The 18,241-nt window shown below is 62.3% G+C and carries 14 protein-coding genes; 6 read left to right on the top strand and 8 right to left on the bottom strand.

What is annotated here, in order from left to right; genetic code table 11:
* Positions 1–46 precede the first annotated feature (46 nt).
* From H7C19_RS04150 to fabF, 4 genes are all read right to left on the bottom strand, one after another.
* Positions 47–511 carry an SRPBCC family protein gene (locus tag H7C19_RS04150; RefSeq protein ID WP_185141319.1) on the bottom strand — a complete coding sequence of 155 codons (465 nt, stop codon included), beginning with the start codon at positions 509–511 and terminating at the stop codon, positions 47–49.
* Positions 508–1,026 (bottom strand): MerR family transcriptional regulator, encoded by a 519-nt coding sequence (locus tag H7C19_RS04145; RefSeq protein WP_185141318.1) that lies wholly within the window; start codon positions 1,024–1,026, stop codon positions 508–510. The genes H7C19_RS04150 and H7C19_RS04145 overlap by 4 nt, the downstream gene beginning before the upstream one ends.
* Before the next feature lie 334 nt (positions 1,027–1,360).
* A complete protein-coding gene (locus tag H7C19_RS04140; RefSeq protein WP_185141317.1) occupies positions 1,361–1,699 on the bottom strand; it encodes a DUF2087 domain-containing protein in 339 nt (112 codons plus the stop codon).
* 175 nt (positions 1,700–1,874) lie between these two features.
* A complete protein-coding gene (fabF, locus tag H7C19_RS04135) occupies positions 1,875–3,122 on the bottom strand; it encodes a beta-ketoacyl-ACP synthase II (RefSeq protein ID WP_185141316.1) in 1,248 nt (415 codons plus the stop codon).
* A 217-nt stretch (positions 3,123–3,339) separates the two neighbouring features.
* On the opposite strand from fabF, the gene H7C19_RS04130 reads away from it, so the two are divergent.
* Positions 3,340–4,179, top strand: coding sequence for a helix-turn-helix transcriptional regulator (locus tag H7C19_RS04130; protein ID WP_185141315.1), 840 nt, complete (start codon positions 3,340–3,342; stop codon positions 4,177–4,179).
* A gap of 111 nt (positions 4,180–4,290) precedes the next feature.
* Here the strand turns inward: H7C19_RS04130 and H7C19_RS04125 are convergent, their stop codons facing one another.
* The gene (locus H7C19_RS04125) at positions 4,291–5,121 is read right to left on the bottom strand and encodes a VanW family protein (protein WP_185141314.1); all 831 of its coding nucleotides are present in this window, start codon (positions 5,119–5,121) and stop codon (positions 4,291–4,293) included.
* Between the two features lie 201 nt (positions 5,122–5,322).
* Entirely contained in the window at positions 5,323–6,330 is a 1,008-nt protein-coding gene (locus H7C19_RS04120; RefSeq protein WP_376775318.1) for an aldose 1-epimerase, read from the bottom strand.
* A gap of 758 nt (positions 6,331–7,088) precedes the next feature.
* On the opposite strand from H7C19_RS04120, the gene H7C19_RS04115 reads away from it, so the two are divergent.
* The 3 genes from H7C19_RS04115 to H7C19_RS34605 are packed head-to-tail and all read left to right on the top strand — an operon-like array spanning position 7,089 to position 11,549.
* Positions 7,089–7,535 (top strand): MarR family winged helix-turn-helix transcriptional regulator, encoded by a 447-nt coding sequence (locus H7C19_RS04115; protein ID WP_185141312.1) that lies wholly within the window; start codon positions 7,089–7,091, stop codon positions 7,533–7,535.
* Positions 7,536–7,555: 20 nt separating this feature from the next.
* On the top strand, positions 7,556–9,307 hold the full coding sequence (locus tag H7C19_RS04110; RefSeq protein WP_246469303.1) for an ABC transporter ATP-binding protein: 1,752 nt from the start codon (positions 7,556–7,558) through the stop codon (positions 9,305–9,307).
* Positions 9,300–11,549 (top strand): ABC transporter transmembrane domain-containing protein, encoded by a 2,250-nt coding sequence (locus tag H7C19_RS34605; RefSeq protein ID WP_246469302.1) that lies wholly within the window; start codon positions 9,300–9,302, stop codon positions 11,547–11,549. The genes H7C19_RS04110 and H7C19_RS34605 overlap by 8 nt, the downstream gene beginning before the upstream one ends.
* A 434-nt stretch (positions 11,550–11,983) precedes the next feature.
* Here H7C19_RS34605 and H7C19_RS04095 read toward each other — a convergent pair whose 3' ends face one another.
* Positions 11,984–13,684, bottom strand: coding sequence for a stalk domain-containing protein (locus tag H7C19_RS04095; protein ID WP_185141310.1), 1,701 nt, complete (start codon positions 13,682–13,684; stop codon positions 11,984–11,986).
* Between the two features lie 157 nt (positions 13,685–13,841).
* Between H7C19_RS04095 and fumC the strand changes: the two genes are divergently transcribed.
* Positions 13,842–15,236, top strand: a complete 1,395-nt coding sequence (gene fumC / locus H7C19_RS04090) for a class II fumarate hydratase (RefSeq protein WP_185141309.1) — start codon at positions 13,842–13,844, stop codon at positions 15,234–15,236.
* An 871-nt stretch (positions 15,237–16,107) separates the two neighbouring features.
* Positions 16,108–17,895 carry a glycoside hydrolase family 35 protein gene (locus H7C19_RS04085; protein WP_185141308.1) on the top strand — a complete coding sequence of 596 codons (1,788 nt, stop codon included), beginning with the start codon at positions 16,108–16,110 and terminating at the stop codon, positions 17,893–17,895.
* Between the two features lie 64 nt (positions 17,896–17,959).
* Here the strand turns inward: H7C19_RS04085 and H7C19_RS04080 are convergent, their stop codons facing one another.
* Positions 17,960–18,199, bottom strand: coding sequence for a hypothetical protein (locus tag H7C19_RS04080; RefSeq protein WP_185141307.1), 240 nt, complete (start codon positions 18,197–18,199; stop codon positions 17,960–17,962).
* Between the last annotated feature and the right edge of the window lie 42 nt (positions 18,200–18,241).

The raw sequence follows: 18,241 nt of genomic DNA, 5'->3' as shown, positions 1-18,241 counted from the left end.
AGGGATGTTGTCCCTAATGGAGATAAAGGTTGGCCGCGCGGAACAACTAAATTTCACTGTCCCCGGATGCGGACGCGCTCTGCAGCACTTGGCCCAGCGTGTCCAGCATCGCGTTCGTCCCATGCTCTCGTTGGCTCGGCGAATCGTGTCCGTCGAGGAAGGCGCCTTGCTCCGTGAAGATCAGCTGCGTCCCGGAACCTGCCGGCTTGAATTCAACCGTGACCACGGAGGCCGAGATCCGCGTCTCGTCCATGTCCAGCGTGTATCCGTAGACGATGCGCTCGCCGGGGACGATCTCTTGATAGGTCGCTTCGAAGGCGAATATAGGACCTCCCGGAGGGCCGCCTCGGCTGGTCTCCCGTCCGCCGACCCGGAATTCGAACGTGTCGGCCGGAGAGAACCACTTGGCCTTGGCCTTGGGATTCGACCAGGCCGCGAAAACGCGGTCTTGCGCGACCTCATAGGTTTTCTCGATTACAAACGTGTCATGCGTAGCAAATCGTGCGGTCATCGGTCATCCTCCTCATGGATATTGGCTTCGGACGGCTGCGCAAGCCAGTCGCCGAGCCGGTCGAAATAGCGTTCCATGCTTGTCCGTCGTTCGGAAAAGTACGATTCGTGCGACTTTTTCATCATGCCGAGCAGCTTGGCAAAGCCCTCTACATTCAACGGTTCGTTCGCCTGCATGAGCGACGCGGCGTTCTGCAATTCCTTCAATAACTGCTGCTGCCTTGCGATCTGATCCCGGAGACGGGCGACCTGCAGGTTCACCACTTCCAACGGATTGTAGTGCGGGTCCGCCAAGACGGACTTGATCTCATCCAGCTGCAGCCCCAGTTCCTTTAGCGCCAGGACCTGCTGAAGACGCGACAGGTCCGGCTCCTCGTAGAGCCGGTACCCGCCATCCGAATAGCCGGTCGGCGACAACAATCCGATCTGATCGTAAAAGCGCAAAGTTCGCACCGTCAGTCCCGTCAACTTGGCGAGCTCGCCCACTTTCCATTGCGTTTGCCCTGAGATGATCATCCCCTCGATTCGCGCGATCGTGCTTACCGGTACTCTTACTATAAACCATTACGCGACGTAAGGCTCAAGCCCGCAATCCAAATATTTTTTCAAAGCAAACGAACCAAGGCGAAAGAGGCCTCCATCCGTCGGAGATCGCCGCGAATGGAGGCCTCTATGCGCCCGACCGCAACGCAACCTCGGAGCGGACGATTGTAACCCCGCTCGCCGCAGGACTGCAGCTTCTCGAGCCAGAGCCGCCGTTCGGGTTCCTTCGGTTCCTTCTTGTACTTGCTCAATCCCCATCCGGCGGATGCTGCGCGCGTACGCGTTTCCGACTTCCTTGCGCCGTTGCTTATCCGCGCTCCGGCTCTCCCCGCTCTGCCGCATCCGTCGTCCTCAGCCAGTAATGGCTCCCATTCGGCTCCCGGTCCATGAACCGGTAGTCGATCAGATTCCGCCTCAGCGTCGCATGGTCCTCGAATCGCGCCTTCAGCGCTTCGTTCACTTCCTTCTCCGTGTACCGCTTGCCCGGCTCGAACGTATCCGCCAGATGGCGCAGAACGACGAGCTTCCGCTTCTCCTTCTTCGGGATATGGCTCAGGGGACCGTCCGGCCCCTTCGGGAAAAACCGCTGGATCAGATCCGACCGTTCCCGGTCTGTCACGGGAAACCGCTCTTCGAATTTATTCATAGACAATACCTCATATCGTTTGCTTATTTAATAAACATATTACATTATCGATCAATTTAACTCAACCGCAGTTTCCATTTTGCGGCGGATGCCCCGACGTTCAAGCAATCGCCCGCGACAAAAAGCCGCCCGCGAATATCGCGAACGGCTCTGGCGCGCAGCTATTCTGCTTGCGTTAGGCGGTCTCCTCATATTTGCGCAGCACGATCACCGCGTTGTGTCCGCCGAATCCGAACGAATTGGACAGGCCGATCCGCAGATCCAGACCGCGCCGGGCTTCGTTCGGGACATAGTCCAGATCGCAGGCCGGATCGGGCGACGTCAGATTGATCGTCGGGGTCACGACGCCCTCCTGCAGCATCTTCGCGAGGGCGATCGCTTCGATCCCGCCCGCCGCGCCCAGCATATGCCCGGTCATCGACTTGTTCGCCGTGACGGGGATGCGGTAGGCGTCCTCGCCGAACAGCCGCTTGATCGCTTCCGTCTCGGAGAGATCGCCGATCTCCGTGCTCGTCGCGTGCGCGCTGATGACGTCCACGTCCGACGGCGAGAGCCCCGCGCTGCGCAAGGCGGCGCGCATCGCCTGATACGCGCCCCGCCCCTCGGGGTGCGTCGCGACTATATGATAGGCGTCCGAACTCGCGCCGTAGCCGATCACTTCGCCCAGCACGCGGGCCCCTCGGCGCTGCGCGTGCGACAGCGATTCGATCACCAGGATGCCGGCGCCCTCCGCCATGACGAACCCGTCGCGGCCGGCGTCGAACGGCCGGCTGGCTTCGCCGGACGCTTCGTTCCGCCCGGACAGCGCCGTCGCGTTGCCGAAGCTGGCGAGCGCGATATCGGTGACGGCCGCTTCGGTGCCGCCGGCCAGGATGATATCCGCGTCGCCGGCCCGGATGAGCCGGAACGCCTCGCCGATCGCCGTATTGCCGATCGAGCAAGCCGTCACGGGCGCCATCGTGGGGCCGTACGCGCCCAGGCGGATGCTGATCATCGCCGCCGCCATGTTGGGGATCATCATCGGGACGAGCAACGGGCTCACGCGCTCCGGTCCCCGGTCCCGCAGCTGCCCGTCGTTGTCCAGCAGCGTCTGCAGGCCGCCGATGCCCGCGCCGACATAGACGCCGACGCGCTCGCGGTCCACCGTCTCCATGTCGAGTCCGGCGTCCGCGACAGCGTCATCCGCCGCCGCGACCGCGAATTGGCAGAAGCGATCCATCCGGCGCGCTTCCTTGCGCCCGAACCGCGCTTCCGCGTCGAATTCGCGAACCATGCCGGCGATCTTCGCCTTGTGCCGCGACACGTCGAACGTATCGATCGGGCCGACGCCAGACTCCCCGTTCGCCAGCCGCCTCCAGAACGTCTCCACATCATTGCCGAGCGGCGTGATCGCGCCCATGCCGGTTATGACTACTCTCTCCATGATTGCTTCCTCCTTGCCTTCGGTCCAGATCGATGCTGACCGCGGACCTCTTGTACCTTCCATCTTTCCACACGATATATCCTATTACAAGTTATCGTTTATCCTGGTATAATAACTACCAGAATGCAAGGCGCCGAATCGGCGGCAAGGATGCCCCGGTTCGCCCGAATGGCCTTGCGCGCCAAATACGCCGAATCCATCGGGAGGTGTCCCCCCTGTGAATACCCAAACAAGACTGCAAGCCCTGTCCGCCTTCCTCAAGGCGCAGCGGGCCAAGCTGACGCCCCAATCGGTCGGGCTGCCTGAAGGCATGCGACGCCGGACGCCGGGCCTGCGCCGAGAGGAAGTCGCGCACCTCGCCGGGGTCAGCAGCACCTGGTACACGTGGCTGGAGCAAGGCCGCGACATCCAGGCGTCTCTCTCCGTCCTCGACAATATCGCCGAGGCGCTCCGGCTCACGCCGGACGAGCGCAAATACTTGATCGCGCTGGCTTCGGACAGCGGCATCGGCACCGCGCTCCACGCCCCTGAGCCGACGCCGCGCATCACGCCGGCGCTCGAGAAGATCCTCGCCGAGCTCCGGTACTGCCCGACCATCATCTCGGACCGGCGCTGCCAGATCGTCGGCTGGAACGAAGCGGCGGCTCATGTGTTCCTGGGCTTCGAGGCTGTTCCGCCCGAGCAGCGGAATATGATCCGCCTACTGTTCGCCCGCAAGGAATTCCGCAGGCTCGCGGTCAATTGGGAACATTTCGCGAGCGGGTATCTGGCGATCTTCCGCGCCTACTACGGACAGTACGTCGAGGACGACTGGTACGATCGCTTCCTCACTGAGATGGGCGGGCTGTACCCCGACTTCGAACAACTGTGGCACGACAGCCGCGTGAACAGCGCGCCCGAGGTCGTGCTGGAATTCCGCCACGCGAAGGCGGGCAAGATGCTGTTCCATCTGACCTCCTTGCAGGTGCACGGCAGCGCCGACTTGCGGATGAGCGTCTATACGCCCGCGTCCAATTCGCCGACCGAGACCAAGTTGCGGCGGCTGGTGGGCGAATAGGCGCCCGGAGCAACGGCAAGCCCCGGCTTCCGTACGGACTCGTACAGAAGGCAGGGCTTGCGGCTCGCGGTGTCTTGGACCGCCAAGATCGGGCAGCGTGCGCGTACGTTCTCAATTCGGGCCGCCTTTGCCGCTGCCGAGCATCGGTTCGTACATCATAACGGCATGGTTCTCGGTGACGAATTCGTCCGCCGCGCTTGCTTGCTCCCGGTCGAACACTTTCCGGTGAATGCGATTATGCCGGATATAGCCGCCCCAGTGTTCTTGCGTGATCCAGTGCTCCTTCTCGTAAACCTCGTAAGACTTCGTCGGAGGCGCCGTCGTCCGCCACTCCCCCGCCAGATCCGTATCCGTCAGATACACGATGAGCTGGTACGGCCGGTCGGTCTCGTTCTTGATCTGCAAGTCCAGATAGTTGTAGGCGCACGTCGCGCCGCTGCCGAAGGGCTGGCTCCGCCCGGTATCGGGGAAGACATCGTAGCTGTGTCTATAGCGCTCCGTGACGGTGAGCGGCGTGTGCAGCGTGATCCAGTAGATGAGGTTCGACAGCTGGCACAATCCGCCGCCGACGCCGGTCGTCACCCGACCGTAGAAGAGGATCATGCCGTCCAGATAACCTTTGCGCTTCGTGGCATCGCCGAAGAGACGCCAATAGGAGAACGTCTCTCCCGGCTGCAGGACAAGCCCGTTCAGAAGGCGCGACGCGATCTTGAGATTGTGCACCTTGTTGATCTGCAGCTGCATGTCGACCGCGCGGAGCTGCCGCAGCAGCACCGTCCGGTGCGTGAAGGCGACATGGGGCAGACGGCGCTCCGGCTCGAGACGCTTCGCGTATTTCTTGTCTCCGAAGTACCACTCCGCATACCGTTTCAACCGGTATGCCTTTTTCCCGATATAGATGCGCATCGCGCTCCTCGGGACGGGCTTCAACGATGGCGTCATGGTTCACGCTCCTTCTGCATGCGAGTCGGACCCGATCGTTCCGGCGTCCGTGCTTCGCGCGGTATCTCTACATACAGACGGATGAGCGCCCCGAAGCGTTCACGGCGAAAGCGGGAGCCCGTGCTCCTGATGAAAAAAAATGCGCCGGCGAACGATCTTCGCCGGCGCTTGCGTACAAAAGCTTCAAACGTTGCCTATCTCTTACCCGATCACGTACAGCCGGCTCGTCTCTTCCCAGATCTCGCCCGGCGCGAGGCCGATGAGCCCGACCGCCTCGGCTTCCTCGGCCGTCAGTTCGATGTTCGGCGCGTTGACGAGGTTGACCTGCGGCTCGGGGCAGAAGTATCCGCCCTTCGCGCCGTCGTTCCAGATCATCCATTGCTTGTAGCCCGCCCCGATGTCGTAGACGAGCTTCACGCCGACGCGCGTATCAAGCAGCTCCATCCGGTTGCGGCCGTCCTGCGGCTGCGCCGTATAATGGTTGTCCATCGCCTCGAAGAACGGCGACTGGGTGCCGTCGCGCATCCGCTCCTCGCCCGGCGTCAGCGCGAGCTTGCGCTTGGTCGGCAGCATCCGGCCGTCCGCGCCCATCTCCCACCGCTCGCCCACCGTCAGCTTGAACGTATGATCGGCTGGCGTGCTGCCCGGCACGAACGGCGCGTTGACCGTCGTATGGAACGCGAGCAGGCACGGCATGCGGTCCGCGCCTTCGTTGCGGACGCTGATCCTTTGATGAAGGCCGTGCGCGCTAAGCGTGTATTGCAGTTGAACGGTAAAAGAGTGCGGGAAACAAGCGTACACCGGGTGCGATGGATCGATCGTAACCGACAGCGTGACGCGGCTCTCCAGCCCGTCGGCGCCGAACTGGTCGACCTCCCACGGAATGTCGCTGAGAAAGCCGTGCAGATGATTGCGCCGGTCCGGCTCGTTCACCGGGAAATGATAGACTTGACCCTCCCACGCGAACTTCCCGTCCTCGTACCGGTTCGGCGGGAACAGCACCGGAATGCCGTGCACGATCGGACGGGCCTTGAAAGCTTCCATCTCCGCCGATTCGGGCTCGCGGATGAATGCATAGCCCCGCTGTTTGTCGCGGAAAGCGATCAGGTTCGCCCCCGTATCCGGCAGCACCGCCGCTTCGTAGGGACCGGCCTGAAGCCAAATCGCCCGCTCCCCCTTATAGGTGCCCTCGAACGCTTGATTCTCCATCGTCATCGAATCCTCCTGCGCCATGAATGTGCTTGTACGTACATCTCACCCTAGCATAGCACATGTAAATAACGTTATATAGATTCGACTTTGTCAAAAAAGACGCATGCCCTTACCAGGTCACAGGCTATATGAAATTGCGACGGGCTATAAAAGGATCTCACAACGGCGAATCCGGTCTTTACGAGCTGCAACGATATCATCTACATGGCCTATCTGATTCTTATTTGGTGATAAGCGGCCATTCTGACATTCTAAGCACCTATTGTTACGTCTTCATAGATTTGTCAGACCTCCGGACCTCCAGATCCCCAGTCCTCCACTGCTCCAGACCTCCGGACCTCCGCACCTCCAGACCTCCAGACCTCCGGACCTCCGCAGCTTCAGACCTCCGAAACCTCCAACGCCGACCGAACANNACAATTTATTGGGGAGCAGCCACCACGAGAAAGAACCATGAGAAAGAACCACCAGCGAATACCATCGGCGAGCACTACCATCAAGCACCACCGACAAGCACCACCGACAAGCACCACCGGACAGGTCCCAGTCGATGAATTCCGGGCGACCTTTGCCAACCGAAGACGAATATTCCCTACGATTATTAGGTGTGTAAGCCCTGATAGGGATAATGGCCAAGCCCCATTTCAAAAAAAAGACGCCATCTCGCGCACGAACCTGACGAAAAAAGGATTGACAACCGGAAGCGCGGCCCCTACATTAATGTTAGCTGACTAACTAATTACGGAGGCCTATATATGCAGCCTTTTCCGGATTCGCTCACGCACTTGATGCGTCACGTCCTGAAGCAGCACCGGCGGGAAGTCGATCGGTTAATTCACGAATATGAAGTCTATCCAGGACAGCCGCCGGTGCTCTTCCGCCTTTGCGAGCAAGACGGGCTCAGCCAGCGGGAGCTGGCGCAGCGAGTCCGGCTGACCCCTGCTACGCTGACCGTTATGCTGACGAGGATGGAGAAGACCGGGCTCGTCGAGCGCCGGCCGGACGACCGAGACCAGCGGATCTCTCGCGTCTATATGACGGCCAAAGGGCGTGCGGCCTTGGACGCGGTCGGCGGCGCGATTCGGTCGGTGGAGCAGCGGGCGTTCGCCGGGTTCCTTCCGGAGGAACAACTGCTCCTGCGCCGTCTGCTCATGCAAATGCAGCACAATCTCGACACACCCGATTCGTTAGCCGACGAATGATCGAAGGAGGTAACGTTCGCTTGACGAAATTAACGACTTTCCTGCGTCCGTATCGCGCGGCTGCGATCCTGGGCCCACTATTCATGATCCTGGAAGTGTGCATGGATCTGCTGCAGCCGCGATTCATGGCAGGCATCGTGAACGACGGCGTGACGGCCGGGCACCTAAGCGCGGTCTGGCAGTATGGCGGGTGGATGATCGGCGCCGCGTGCGTCGGCTTGATCGGCGGCGTAGGCTGCACTTATTTCTCCACGCTCGCTTCGCAAGGCTTCGGCACGGATCTGCGCAACCGGCTGTTCCGCAGGGTGCAGACATTCACGTTCCGCAATCTGGACGCCCTAACGACCGGCTCCTTGGTGACGCGGCTCACCGCGGACATCGTGCAGCTCCAGAATCTCGTGATGATGTCGCTGCGCATGCTGGTGCGCGATTTCTTCCTCTTCGCGGGAAGCTTGACGATGGCTTTCCTCATCAACCCGCGTCTCGCCCTGCTCTGTCTCGCCATCCTCCCGGTGCTGTTCGCGATCCTGTACGTCACGCTGCGCCGCTCGGCTCCGCTGTTCCGTCAGGTGCAGGAGAAGCTCGACCGGGTCAACACGGTCGTGCAGGAGAACCTGTCCGGCATCCGCGTCGTCAAGGCCTTCGTACGCGCCGGGTTCGAGCGCGCCCGCTTCGGCCGGGCCAACCGCGACAACCGGGACATGGCGATCCGCGCCGCCCGCGCGGTCGCCGTCAACGTGCCGCTCCTGACGCTCATCCTGAACGCCGGCGTCGTAGCCGTGCTCTGGTTCGGCGGGAACCTGACGAAGACCGGCGGTCTCGAAGTCGGCAGCCTCGCCGCCTTTATCACCTATGTATCGCAGATGGCGTTCGCGATGGCGGCGCTCGGCAACCTGGTCGTCACCATCTCCCGCGCCAAGGCGTCCGCCGCGCGCATCCGCGAGGTGCTGGATACCGTGCCGGACATGGCGGAGCCGCCGGCACGGGAGACGGATTCGGTCGAAGACGAGACGATCCGGGCGGAACGGATCGTGTTCGACGGCGTCTCGTTCGCCTACGGCGCGGAAGGGGACGACCTCGTCCTTCGGGGCGTGAACCTCGCCGTGGAGCCCGGCCAGACGGTGGGCATCCTCGGGGCGACCGGCTCGGGCAAGTCCACGCTGGTCAGCCTCATTCCCCGCATGTACGACGCTGCGGCGGGCCGGATCGCGATCGGGGGCGTCGACGTGAAGGACATCCCTTCCGCGCGGCTGCGCCGCCAGGTCGGCATGGTGCTGCAGCAGGCAGTGCTGTACAGCGGCACGATCCGGGACAATATTCGCTACGGCAAGCCGGACGCCACCCAAGAGGAAGTCGAGGCCGCGGCTCGCGCGGCCGAGGCGCACGGCTTCATCGCCGGCTTCCCGGACGGCTACGACACGAAGGTCGGCCAGAAGGGCGTCAACCTGTCCGGCGGTCAGAAGCAGCGCATCTCGATCGCTCGCGCGATCCTGCTGAATCCGGGCATCCTCATCCTCGACGACAGTACGAGCGCGGTCGATCTCGGGACCGAATCCCGCATCCAGAGCGCGCTCCGGGAGCGGATGAAGAGCAGCACCCGACTGATCATCGCGCAGCGCATCTCGTCGGTCATCGACGCCGACAAGATCGTCGTGCTGGACGAGGGGCGCATCGCCGCCGAGGGTACGCACGACGAGCTTCTGGCGCGCAGCCCGGTGTATCGGGAGATCTACCAATCCCAACGGGGCAAGGAGGCGCTCTACCATGTTTGACCGCAGATCCCGGCCACAGCCGACGGAGAAGCAGCGGGCCAAGCGCACGGGCGCGACGCTCCGGCGCATCTGGGGATACTTGGGCCGTCAGCGCGCGGGTCTGCTCGCCGTTGTCGGCCTGACGCTGATCGGCACTGCCGCTTCGCTCGCTGGCCCCTACTTGCTGGGCCGGGCGATCGACGCGCACATCGTTCCGCGTCAATTCGACGGCTTGCTCAGCCTGTGCGCCGTCCTGATGGCGGTCTACGCGCTCGGCAGCTTGACGAACTGGATTCAGTCGTTCGTCATGGCCGGCGTCTCCCAGCGGACCGTCTGGGAGATCCGCGAGGACTTGTTCCGCCACCTGCAGCGGCTGCCTCTGCGCTACTTCGACCGGACGCCGCACGGCGAGCTGATGAGCCGGACGACGAACGACGTGGAGAATGTCTCGGCCACGCTGAACCAGAGCTTCATCCAGATCGTCACGAGCTTGCTGACCCTGGTCGGATCGCTCGTCATGATGCTGACGCTCAACGTCTGGCTGACGCTCGTCACGATGGTGACGGCGCCGCTCGTGCTGCTGGTCGCCAAGACGATCGCCCGGCGTACGAAGGGCTACTTCAAGAACCAGCAGCAGCATCTCGGGGAGCTGAACGGCTTCATCGAAGAGACCGTCTCCGGACAGAAGGTCATCAAGATTCTGCGCCGGGAAGAGAAAGCGGTCGCGGAATTCGAGCGGATCAACGCGGAGCTGAAGCGCGCGGGGACGAAGGCGCAGATCTTCTCCGGCACGATCGGCCCCGCCATGAACATGATGGGCCACCTGAGCTTCATCCTCATCGCGGCGGCCGGCGGCTGGATGGCGCTACACGATCTGACGAAGGTCGGCGTCATCGTCGCGTTCCTGAGCTACTCCCGCCAGTTCACCTGGCCGCTCAACGACTTGGCGAACCAGTACAACGCGATCCAGGCGGCGGTCGCCGGCGCGGAGCGCGTCTTCGACGTCATGGATATGGAGACGGAGTATGAAGAGGAGCCTGCTGATGGGAGCCATGAGCGCGCGTCTGAGAGCAGGCATCCGTATGAGGGCGAGCATGGGGATACGAGCCGTCGTTCTTCCAAGGGCGAGATTGTGTCTAAGAGCGGGCATTCATCCGAGGATGAAGAGCGTGCGTCCGAAAAGCGGCATTTATTCGAGGGCGAGCATGCGGATATAAGCAGTCGTTCTTCCGAGGGCGAGCATTGGGATGAGAGCGGGCATTCATCTGAGGGTGAGGCGCGTGCGTCCGTGAAGCGGCATTTATACGAGGGCGAGCATGCGGATATAAGCCGTCGTTCTTCCGAGGGCGAGATTGTTTCTGAGAGCGGGCATTTATCCGAGGATGAAGAGCGTGCGTCCGAGAAGCGGCATTTATACGAGGGCGAGCAAACGGATATGAGCCGTCGTTCTTCCGAGGGCAATCATGCTGGTGCGGATGCATTCGCGGGGAAGATCGCTGCGAGCCCGGATACGACGGATGGCGTTGGCGACGGCCGCGTCGTCTTCGACCGTGTGACTTTCGGCTATCAGGCGGATGCGCCGACGCTGCGGGAGATCGACTTCGTCGCGGAACCGGGCCAGGTCGTGGCGCTGGTCGGCCCCACCGGGGCCGGCAAGACGACGATCATCAACCTGCTGACGCGGTTCTATGACGTAGACGAAGGCGCCATCACGATCGACGGCCATGATATACGCGGCATCGCCAAGGATGAACTTCGCAGCCGGCTAGGCATCGTACTGCAGGACGCGTATCTGTTCTCGGACACGATCCGCGAGAATATCCGCTACGGCCGGCTGGACGCCACCGACGCCCAGATCGCCGAAGCCGCGCGGCTTGCCAACGCCGACGCTTTCATCCGCAAGCTGCCGCTCGGCTACGACACGCCGATGACCTCGTCGGGCGGCAACCTAAGCCACGGTCAGCGGCAGCTGATCACGATCGCGCGGGCCATTCTGGCGAATCCGGACATCCTCGTGCTCGACGAAGCGACCAGCAGCGTCGACACGCGGACGGAGATGCACATCCAAGAAGCGATGAACGCGCTGATGCAGGGCCGCACGAGCTTCGTCATCGCCCACCGGCTGAATACGGTGCGTGGCGCCGATCTGATCCTCGTCATCGACGGCGGCGAGATCATCGAGCGGGGCACGCATGAGCAGCTGCTGGCGCGGGAGGGCTTCTACGCACGGTTGTACAACAGCCAATTCCAGCGCGCGGTGTGAGGGCGTAGCAAGTTAACCCGATTCTGCGGTTATCACGGGCGAAATCCGCGCTCGGCGGGGCCGTTAACCCGATTCTGCGGTTATCTCGGCCGGTTTCCGCGCTCGGCGGGGCCTGTTAGCCCGATTCTGCGGTTATCGCGAGCGAAATCCGCGCTCGGCGGGGTCCGTTAACCCGAGTCTTCGGTTATCTCGGGCGAAATCCGGGCTCGGCGGGGTCCGTTAACCCGATTCTGCGGTTATCTCCGCCGAATTCCCCGCTCGGCGGGGTCCGTTAACCCGATTCTGCGGTTATCTCGGCCAAATTCCCCGCTCGGCGGGGTCCGTTAACCCGAGTCTTCGGTTATCTCGGCCGAATTCCCCGCCAAACACGCTGAAAACGGCACCGCCCCTCCCCAGCATCCGGGAGACGGCGGTGCCGTTTTTTACACGTGAAGCTACGCCTTCGTCTTCACTTCGACGGTGCGCGAGCCGCCGTTCCAGACGACGCTTACGCCGAGCAGATCGCCGAAGTCCTTGATCGGCACGTAGAGCGAACCGCTCAGCGTCACCGGCGCGTAGGAGAGCGGGTTCTGCTTGCCGCCGACCACCGCATAAGGCGCGCCGTCCGCAATCTGGAAGCTGCGATCACCGTACGTGACCGTCGTCCGCTTGGTCGCGCCGTCATAGCCCACCTTGGCCCCGAGCGCCTCCGTCAACGATCGGAACGGCACGAACATGCGATTGTTCGTCGTCATCATCGACGGCGAGAACGCGCGGGCCTGGCCGTCGATCGTGAGCTTCGCGTCCGCCTTGACGAACGAGCCGGCCGTCGTCCCGCCGCTCGCCGGCTTCTGCAGCTCAGCCGGCAGCGCGAACGCGTACAGCTTGCCCCCCGCTTGCGCCAGCAGCGTCCCTTCCTCCACCTGGAAAGGACCATAGCTCTCCGCCGACGTCTGGAAGCGGAACAATGCCTTTCCCGTCGCGACGTTCAGGGCGAAGATCTGCCCGTCCGTCTGCCCGACGTACATACCCGCATCGATGAGGTCCAAGCGGCTGACGGGGTTGTTCAGTCCCTCGTAGTACACCTGCGACTTGTCGACGATCTTGCGGGCTTCGATGCCCCGGTTGTCGCCGTTGCGGAAGTACAGCTTGCCGTTATACGGGCCCGCGATGAACATGCCGTTGTTCTGGATGACCTCAGGCTGCACGACCGCCGGATCCGAATCGTAATTGTATTTAAACACGCCCCGGTCGCTCGTCACGACATAGATGTCGCTGCCCTCCATAACGACCTTTGACGCATGCTGGTACAGTGGATCCTCGCCTTCCTTGACGGGAACGAACGACTTGGTGGCGGTAATCTTGCCCGTCTTCAAATCCACCTCGTCGATATCGGCCAACGTTTCGGTCTGATCGTTATGCGGCCACAGGTCGCGGAAATACAGCTTGTCCCCGTCCACCTTCAACGGCCCCGTATGGTCGCCCTCCAGCCGCCATAGCGACTTGCCGGTCACGGGATCGATCGCGTAATAGGTCATGACCGTGAGGGCGCCCGACTCTACCGCGCCCGCAAGCAGCGTGTTCCCGATCTTCGTGGGGAGTGTCTTGGCGTCCGTATTGCGCCAATTCTCCTTGCCGGTCGCCAGATTCACGGATAATAGCGTCCCGCCGGCCAGCACGTACAAGGTTCCGCCGTCTACCGAGAGGGCGGGCGCCGTCTTTTCCCCCTTGGCTTGATAGACGCGCTTGCCGCTGCCGGTCTTCTCCTCGACCCGGTAGACGCTACCCTCCTGCCCGCTGACGTACAGGAAACCGCCAGCCATCGCGATCTGCCCGCCCTGGAGCTTCGCGGCATAAGACCACAGCGTCTTGCCGGAGGCCGCCTGTTTGGCGATGAGCTTCCCGTCGTTCAGGTAATACACATTCCCGTTCCCGGTCGCGAGTCCGGCGGGAGCGTCTACCAGCGGCGCGTCCAGATCCGCCGTCCATTTCGGCTGCGCCGACGGCACCGGATTAGGGTTGACAAATCCCGCGCCCGGCATCTCGTAGCTGGCATTCGGTCCGGCTGACTGGGCGAAGGCCGCCGTCTCCTCCCAACCGCCCGCCGCGATGACGCCGGCCAGCAGGCCTAGCGCCGCCTTTGTTCCCGTACGCATGCAAGATCCCTCCTTCGTTATGTAAGGTTAGACGATCGCCCGAAATCGAATGTTTCGATCGAACCCGTCCCCCCATATATGTAAACCGTCCGGAATAGGGTAAACATAGAGAGGAATGCAATCTTTGGATTGCGCCGCGATAGGAGGAGAAACGACAATGGCATATCGGACGGAACGCGATACGATGGGCGAGATTCAAGTGCCTTCGGAGGCCATGTGGGGCGCGCAAACGGAACGCAGTCGCCAGCACTTCCGGATCGGCGGCGAGCGGATGCCGCCGGACCTGATCCGGGCTTTTGCCATGCTGAAGAAGACCGCCGCCCAGGTGAACGAACAACTCGGTCAACTGGACGCGGACAAAGCGGGCGCGATCGCGGAGGCGGCCGACGAGGTGATCGCCGGCAAGTGGGACGACCACTTCCCGCTCGTCGTCTGGCAGACCGGCAGCGGGACCCAGTCGAACATGAACGTCAACGAGGTGCTGGCCCGCCGCGCCAACCAGCTGCTCGAAGCCCGGGGCAGCGACAAGCGCGTCCACCCCAACGACGACGTCAACCGCTCCCAGAGCTCGAACGATACGTTCCCGACCGCGATGCACGTGGCCGGGGTGATCGCCGTCGAAGATACGCTGCTGCCAGCGCTCGCGCAGCTCCAGTCGACGCTTGCGGCCAAGTCCGACGCGTTCATGGATATCGTCAAGATCGGACGCACCCATCTGCAGGACGCCACGCCGCTGACGCTCGGCCAGGAGATCAGCGGCTGGCACGCGATGCTGACGACGAGCGAAGCGATGATCCGCGCCAGCGTCGAGACGATGAAGGCGCTCGCGATCGGCGGCACGGCCGTCGGCACCGGGATTAACGCGCACCCGGACTTCGGCGACGGCGTCGCGAAGGCACTGGGCCGGGAGGCCGGCGGCAAGTCGTTCGTCAGCGCGCCGAACAAGTTCCACGCGCTGACGAGCCACGACCAGACGGTGTTCGTCCACGGCGCCCTGAAGGCGCTCGCGGCAGACCTCATGAAGATCGCGAACGACGTGCGCTGGCTTGCCAGCGGCCCGCGCAGCGGGATCGGAGAGATCACGATCCCCGAGAACGAGCCGGGCAGCTCGATCATGCCGGGCAAGGTCAATCCGACCCAATGCGAGGCGCTGACGATGGTCGCCTGCCAGGTGATGGGCAACGACGCGACGATCGGCTTCGCGGCCAGCCAGGGCAACTTCGAGCTGAACGTGTTCAAGCCGGTCATCTTGAACGCGTTCCTGCAATCGGTCCGCCTGCTCGCGGACGCGATGCGCTCGTTCGACGAGCACTGCGCCGTCGGCATCGAGCCGAACCGCGAAGTGCTGGACCGCAATCTCGCCCAATCGCTCATGCTCGTCACGGCGCTCAACCCGCACATCGGCTACGAGAACGCGGCCAAGATCGCCAAGCTCGCGCACAAGGAAGGACTCACGCTGCGCGAGGCCGCCCTCCGCACGGGACTGCTCACGGAAGAGCAGTTCGACGCGTACGTGCGGCCGGAGAAAATGATCGGAACGCCGCGACGCTGACCGGTCGGTTCGCCTGTGCGTGGGTCGGTTCGCCTGTGCGTGGCGAGTCCGAGCAGACAGCCCAGCGGCTAGGCCGGGCCTTGGTAACCCGCCTCAAGTCGACGTAACGATAAAAAGTATCGTTACAGCACGACATGGCCCGCCTCAGGTCACCGTAACGATAGAAAGTATCGTTACAGTACGACATGGCCCGCCTCAAGTCGCCGTAACGATAAAAAGTATCGTTACAGCACGGCAATGCCCGCCTCTGGTCGCTGTAACGATAGAAAGTATCGTTACAGCGCGACATGGCCCGCCTCAAGTCGCCGTAACGATAAAAAGTATCGTTACAGCACGGCAATGCCCGCCTCTGGTCGCTGTAACGATAGAAAGTATCGTTACAGCGCGACATGGCCCGCCTCAAGTCGCCGTAACGATAAAAAGTATCGTTACAGCACGATATGGCCCGCCTCAAGTCGCCGTACGATAAAAAGTATCGTTACAGCGCGACATGGCCCGCCTCAAGTCGCTGTAACGATAAAAAGTATCGTTACAGTACGACATGGCCCGCCCATCGTCGCCGTAACGATAATAAGTATCGTTACAGCGCGACATGGCCCGCCTCAAGTCGCCGTAGCGGTTGATCTAGGCCGATCGGACGGCCTCGCGGACGCCAAGCGGCATCCTCCATCGGCTGCCGACCGACGGCCTCGCTACGCTGCCCGACCTCCGCGCGCCACGATTCCGATGCATATCGCGATTCGAGTCTTGCCGCTTGGCTTCATCCCGCATGGGAGGAGCCGAGCGGTATTTATTGCGCATAATTATGATTGAATCAATCATTTCCATGATTTAAACTGTCATTATCATCCTATAAAGAGGCGATGCGCAAATGGCGACTTTTACGACCGCAGGTTCCGACTTCCTGCTGAACGGCCAACCGATTCAGATCATCTCGGGGGCCATCCACTACTTCCGCGTCATTCCGCAGCAATGGCGGGATCGGCTGTTGAAGCTCAAAGCTTGCGGCTTCAACGCCGTCGAGACTTATGTCGCCTGGAACGTCCACGAGCCGAAGGAAGGGCAATTCCGCTTCGACGGCGGAGCGGATCTCGTGAAGTTCATCGAGACCGCCGCCGAGCTGGAGCTTCACGTCATCGTGCGGCCAAGCCCGTACATCTGCGCGGAGTGGGAATTCGGCGGACTCCCCTCCTGGCTGCTGAAGGATCGGAACATGAAGCTTCGCTGCTACTATCAACCGTTTCTCGACAAAGTCGACGCCTACTTCGACGCGCTGCTGCCGAGGCTCAAACCGCTGCTCTGCACGAACGGCGGGCCGATCATCGCCATGCAGATCGAGAACGAGTACGGCAGCTTCGGCAACGACAAGCAATATTTGAACTACATCCGACAGGGTATGATCGACCGCGGGATGGACGTGCTGCTGTTCACCTCGGACGGACCCGAGGATCACATGCTCCAAGGAGGCATGGTCGACGGCGTTCTGGCGACGGTCAACTTCGGTTCGCGGCCGGAGGAAGCGTTCGCCAAGCTCAAGGAGTACCAGCCGAACGGGCCCGTCATGTGCATGGAGTATTGGAACGGCTGGTTCGACCATTGGAGCGAAGAGCATCACGTGCGCGGCTGGGACGACGTGGCGGACGTTCTGGACCGCATCCTCCGCGCCGGCGCCTCGGTCAACTTCTATATGTTCTTCGGAGGCACGAACTTCGGCTTCTACAACGGCGCGAACTTCTTCGACAAGCATGAGCCGACGATCACCAGCTACGACTACAATGCGCTGCTCACCGAGTGGGGCGATCTGACGGACAAATATCACGCCATGCAGGAGATCATCGGCAAGTATGCGAAGCTCCCGGATATCCCGCTGCCCGCGCCTTCGCCCAAAGGCAACTACGGACGCATCGCGATGACGGAGCGCGCGGCGCTGTTCGATTCGTTGGACCGTCTGTCGACGCCGGTGCACCGCGCGCACACGGAGACGATGGAGGCGCTGGACCAGGATTACGGCTTCATCCTCTACTCGACGCAGCTGTCGGGACCGCGCCCCTTGAGCAAGCTGACTTTGCAGGAGGTACGGGACAGGGCGCTGGTCTTCGTAGACGGCGTCTACCGGGGCGTCATCGAGCGCAACAGCCACGATCTGCTGCTGGAGCCGAAGGCGCACGACATCGCGTTCGAGGTGCCGGAAGGCGGCGTACGGCTCGATATTCTGGTGGAGAACATGGGGCGCATCAATTACGGGTGGAAAATGGACGACCCGAAGGGCATCACCGAAGGCGTCCGCTTCGAACGCCAATTCCTCTATGACTGGACGATTCGCTCGCTACCGATGGAGGACCTGACCGGACTGGTCTTCGAGCCGCACTCGTCGGATCGGGCAGCCGAAGCGGAAGCGCCCGGAGGACCGGCGTTCCACCGCGCGACCTTCCGCGTGGACGAGCCGATGGACACGTTCGTCCAGATGGAAGGCTGGACCAAAGGCGTCGTCTACGTGAACGGCTTCAACCTCGGACGCTACTGGGAGGTCGGCCCGCAGAAGGCGCTATACCTGCCGGGTCCGCTGCTCCGCCAAGGCGAGAACGAGATCGTCGTCTTCGAGCTGCACGGGACGAAGGACGCCGCCGTAACGCTGCAGGACTTCCCGGACTTGGGATAACGGCGGGCATGCACCTTGGAGGGCGTTCAAGCTTGGCCTAACTTTTGGACGCCCCATCCCATCATCAGATAAAAACGGCTGTTCCGCCGGTCCCACTTCGTCGGCGGGCGCGGGCATCGGAGGCGGGTGCCGTCGCGAGTACCGCCCCGTCCGCCGTTCGTATGGCGAATCGATCCGGCCGGATCGCGGGGGCCTCCTTCCCCTCCAGATGCAGCCGCTTCAGCCATCCGGCCAGCTGCAGCGCGATCGTCAGGAAGTCTCCCGTTCGATCTTCGCGCGATATCAGATACGCCCGAATCGACACGCCCTCATCCAGTTCCGGCCCGTTGGTTGACCTGTGAACGAA

This window comes from Cohnella nanjingensis (genome assembly GCF_014212125.1).
Taxonomy (GTDB): domain Bacteria; phylum Bacillota; class Bacilli; order Paenibacillales; family Paenibacillaceae; genus Cohnella; species Cohnella nanjingensis.
This window is presented reverse-complemented; position numbering and strand designations above follow the sequence as displayed.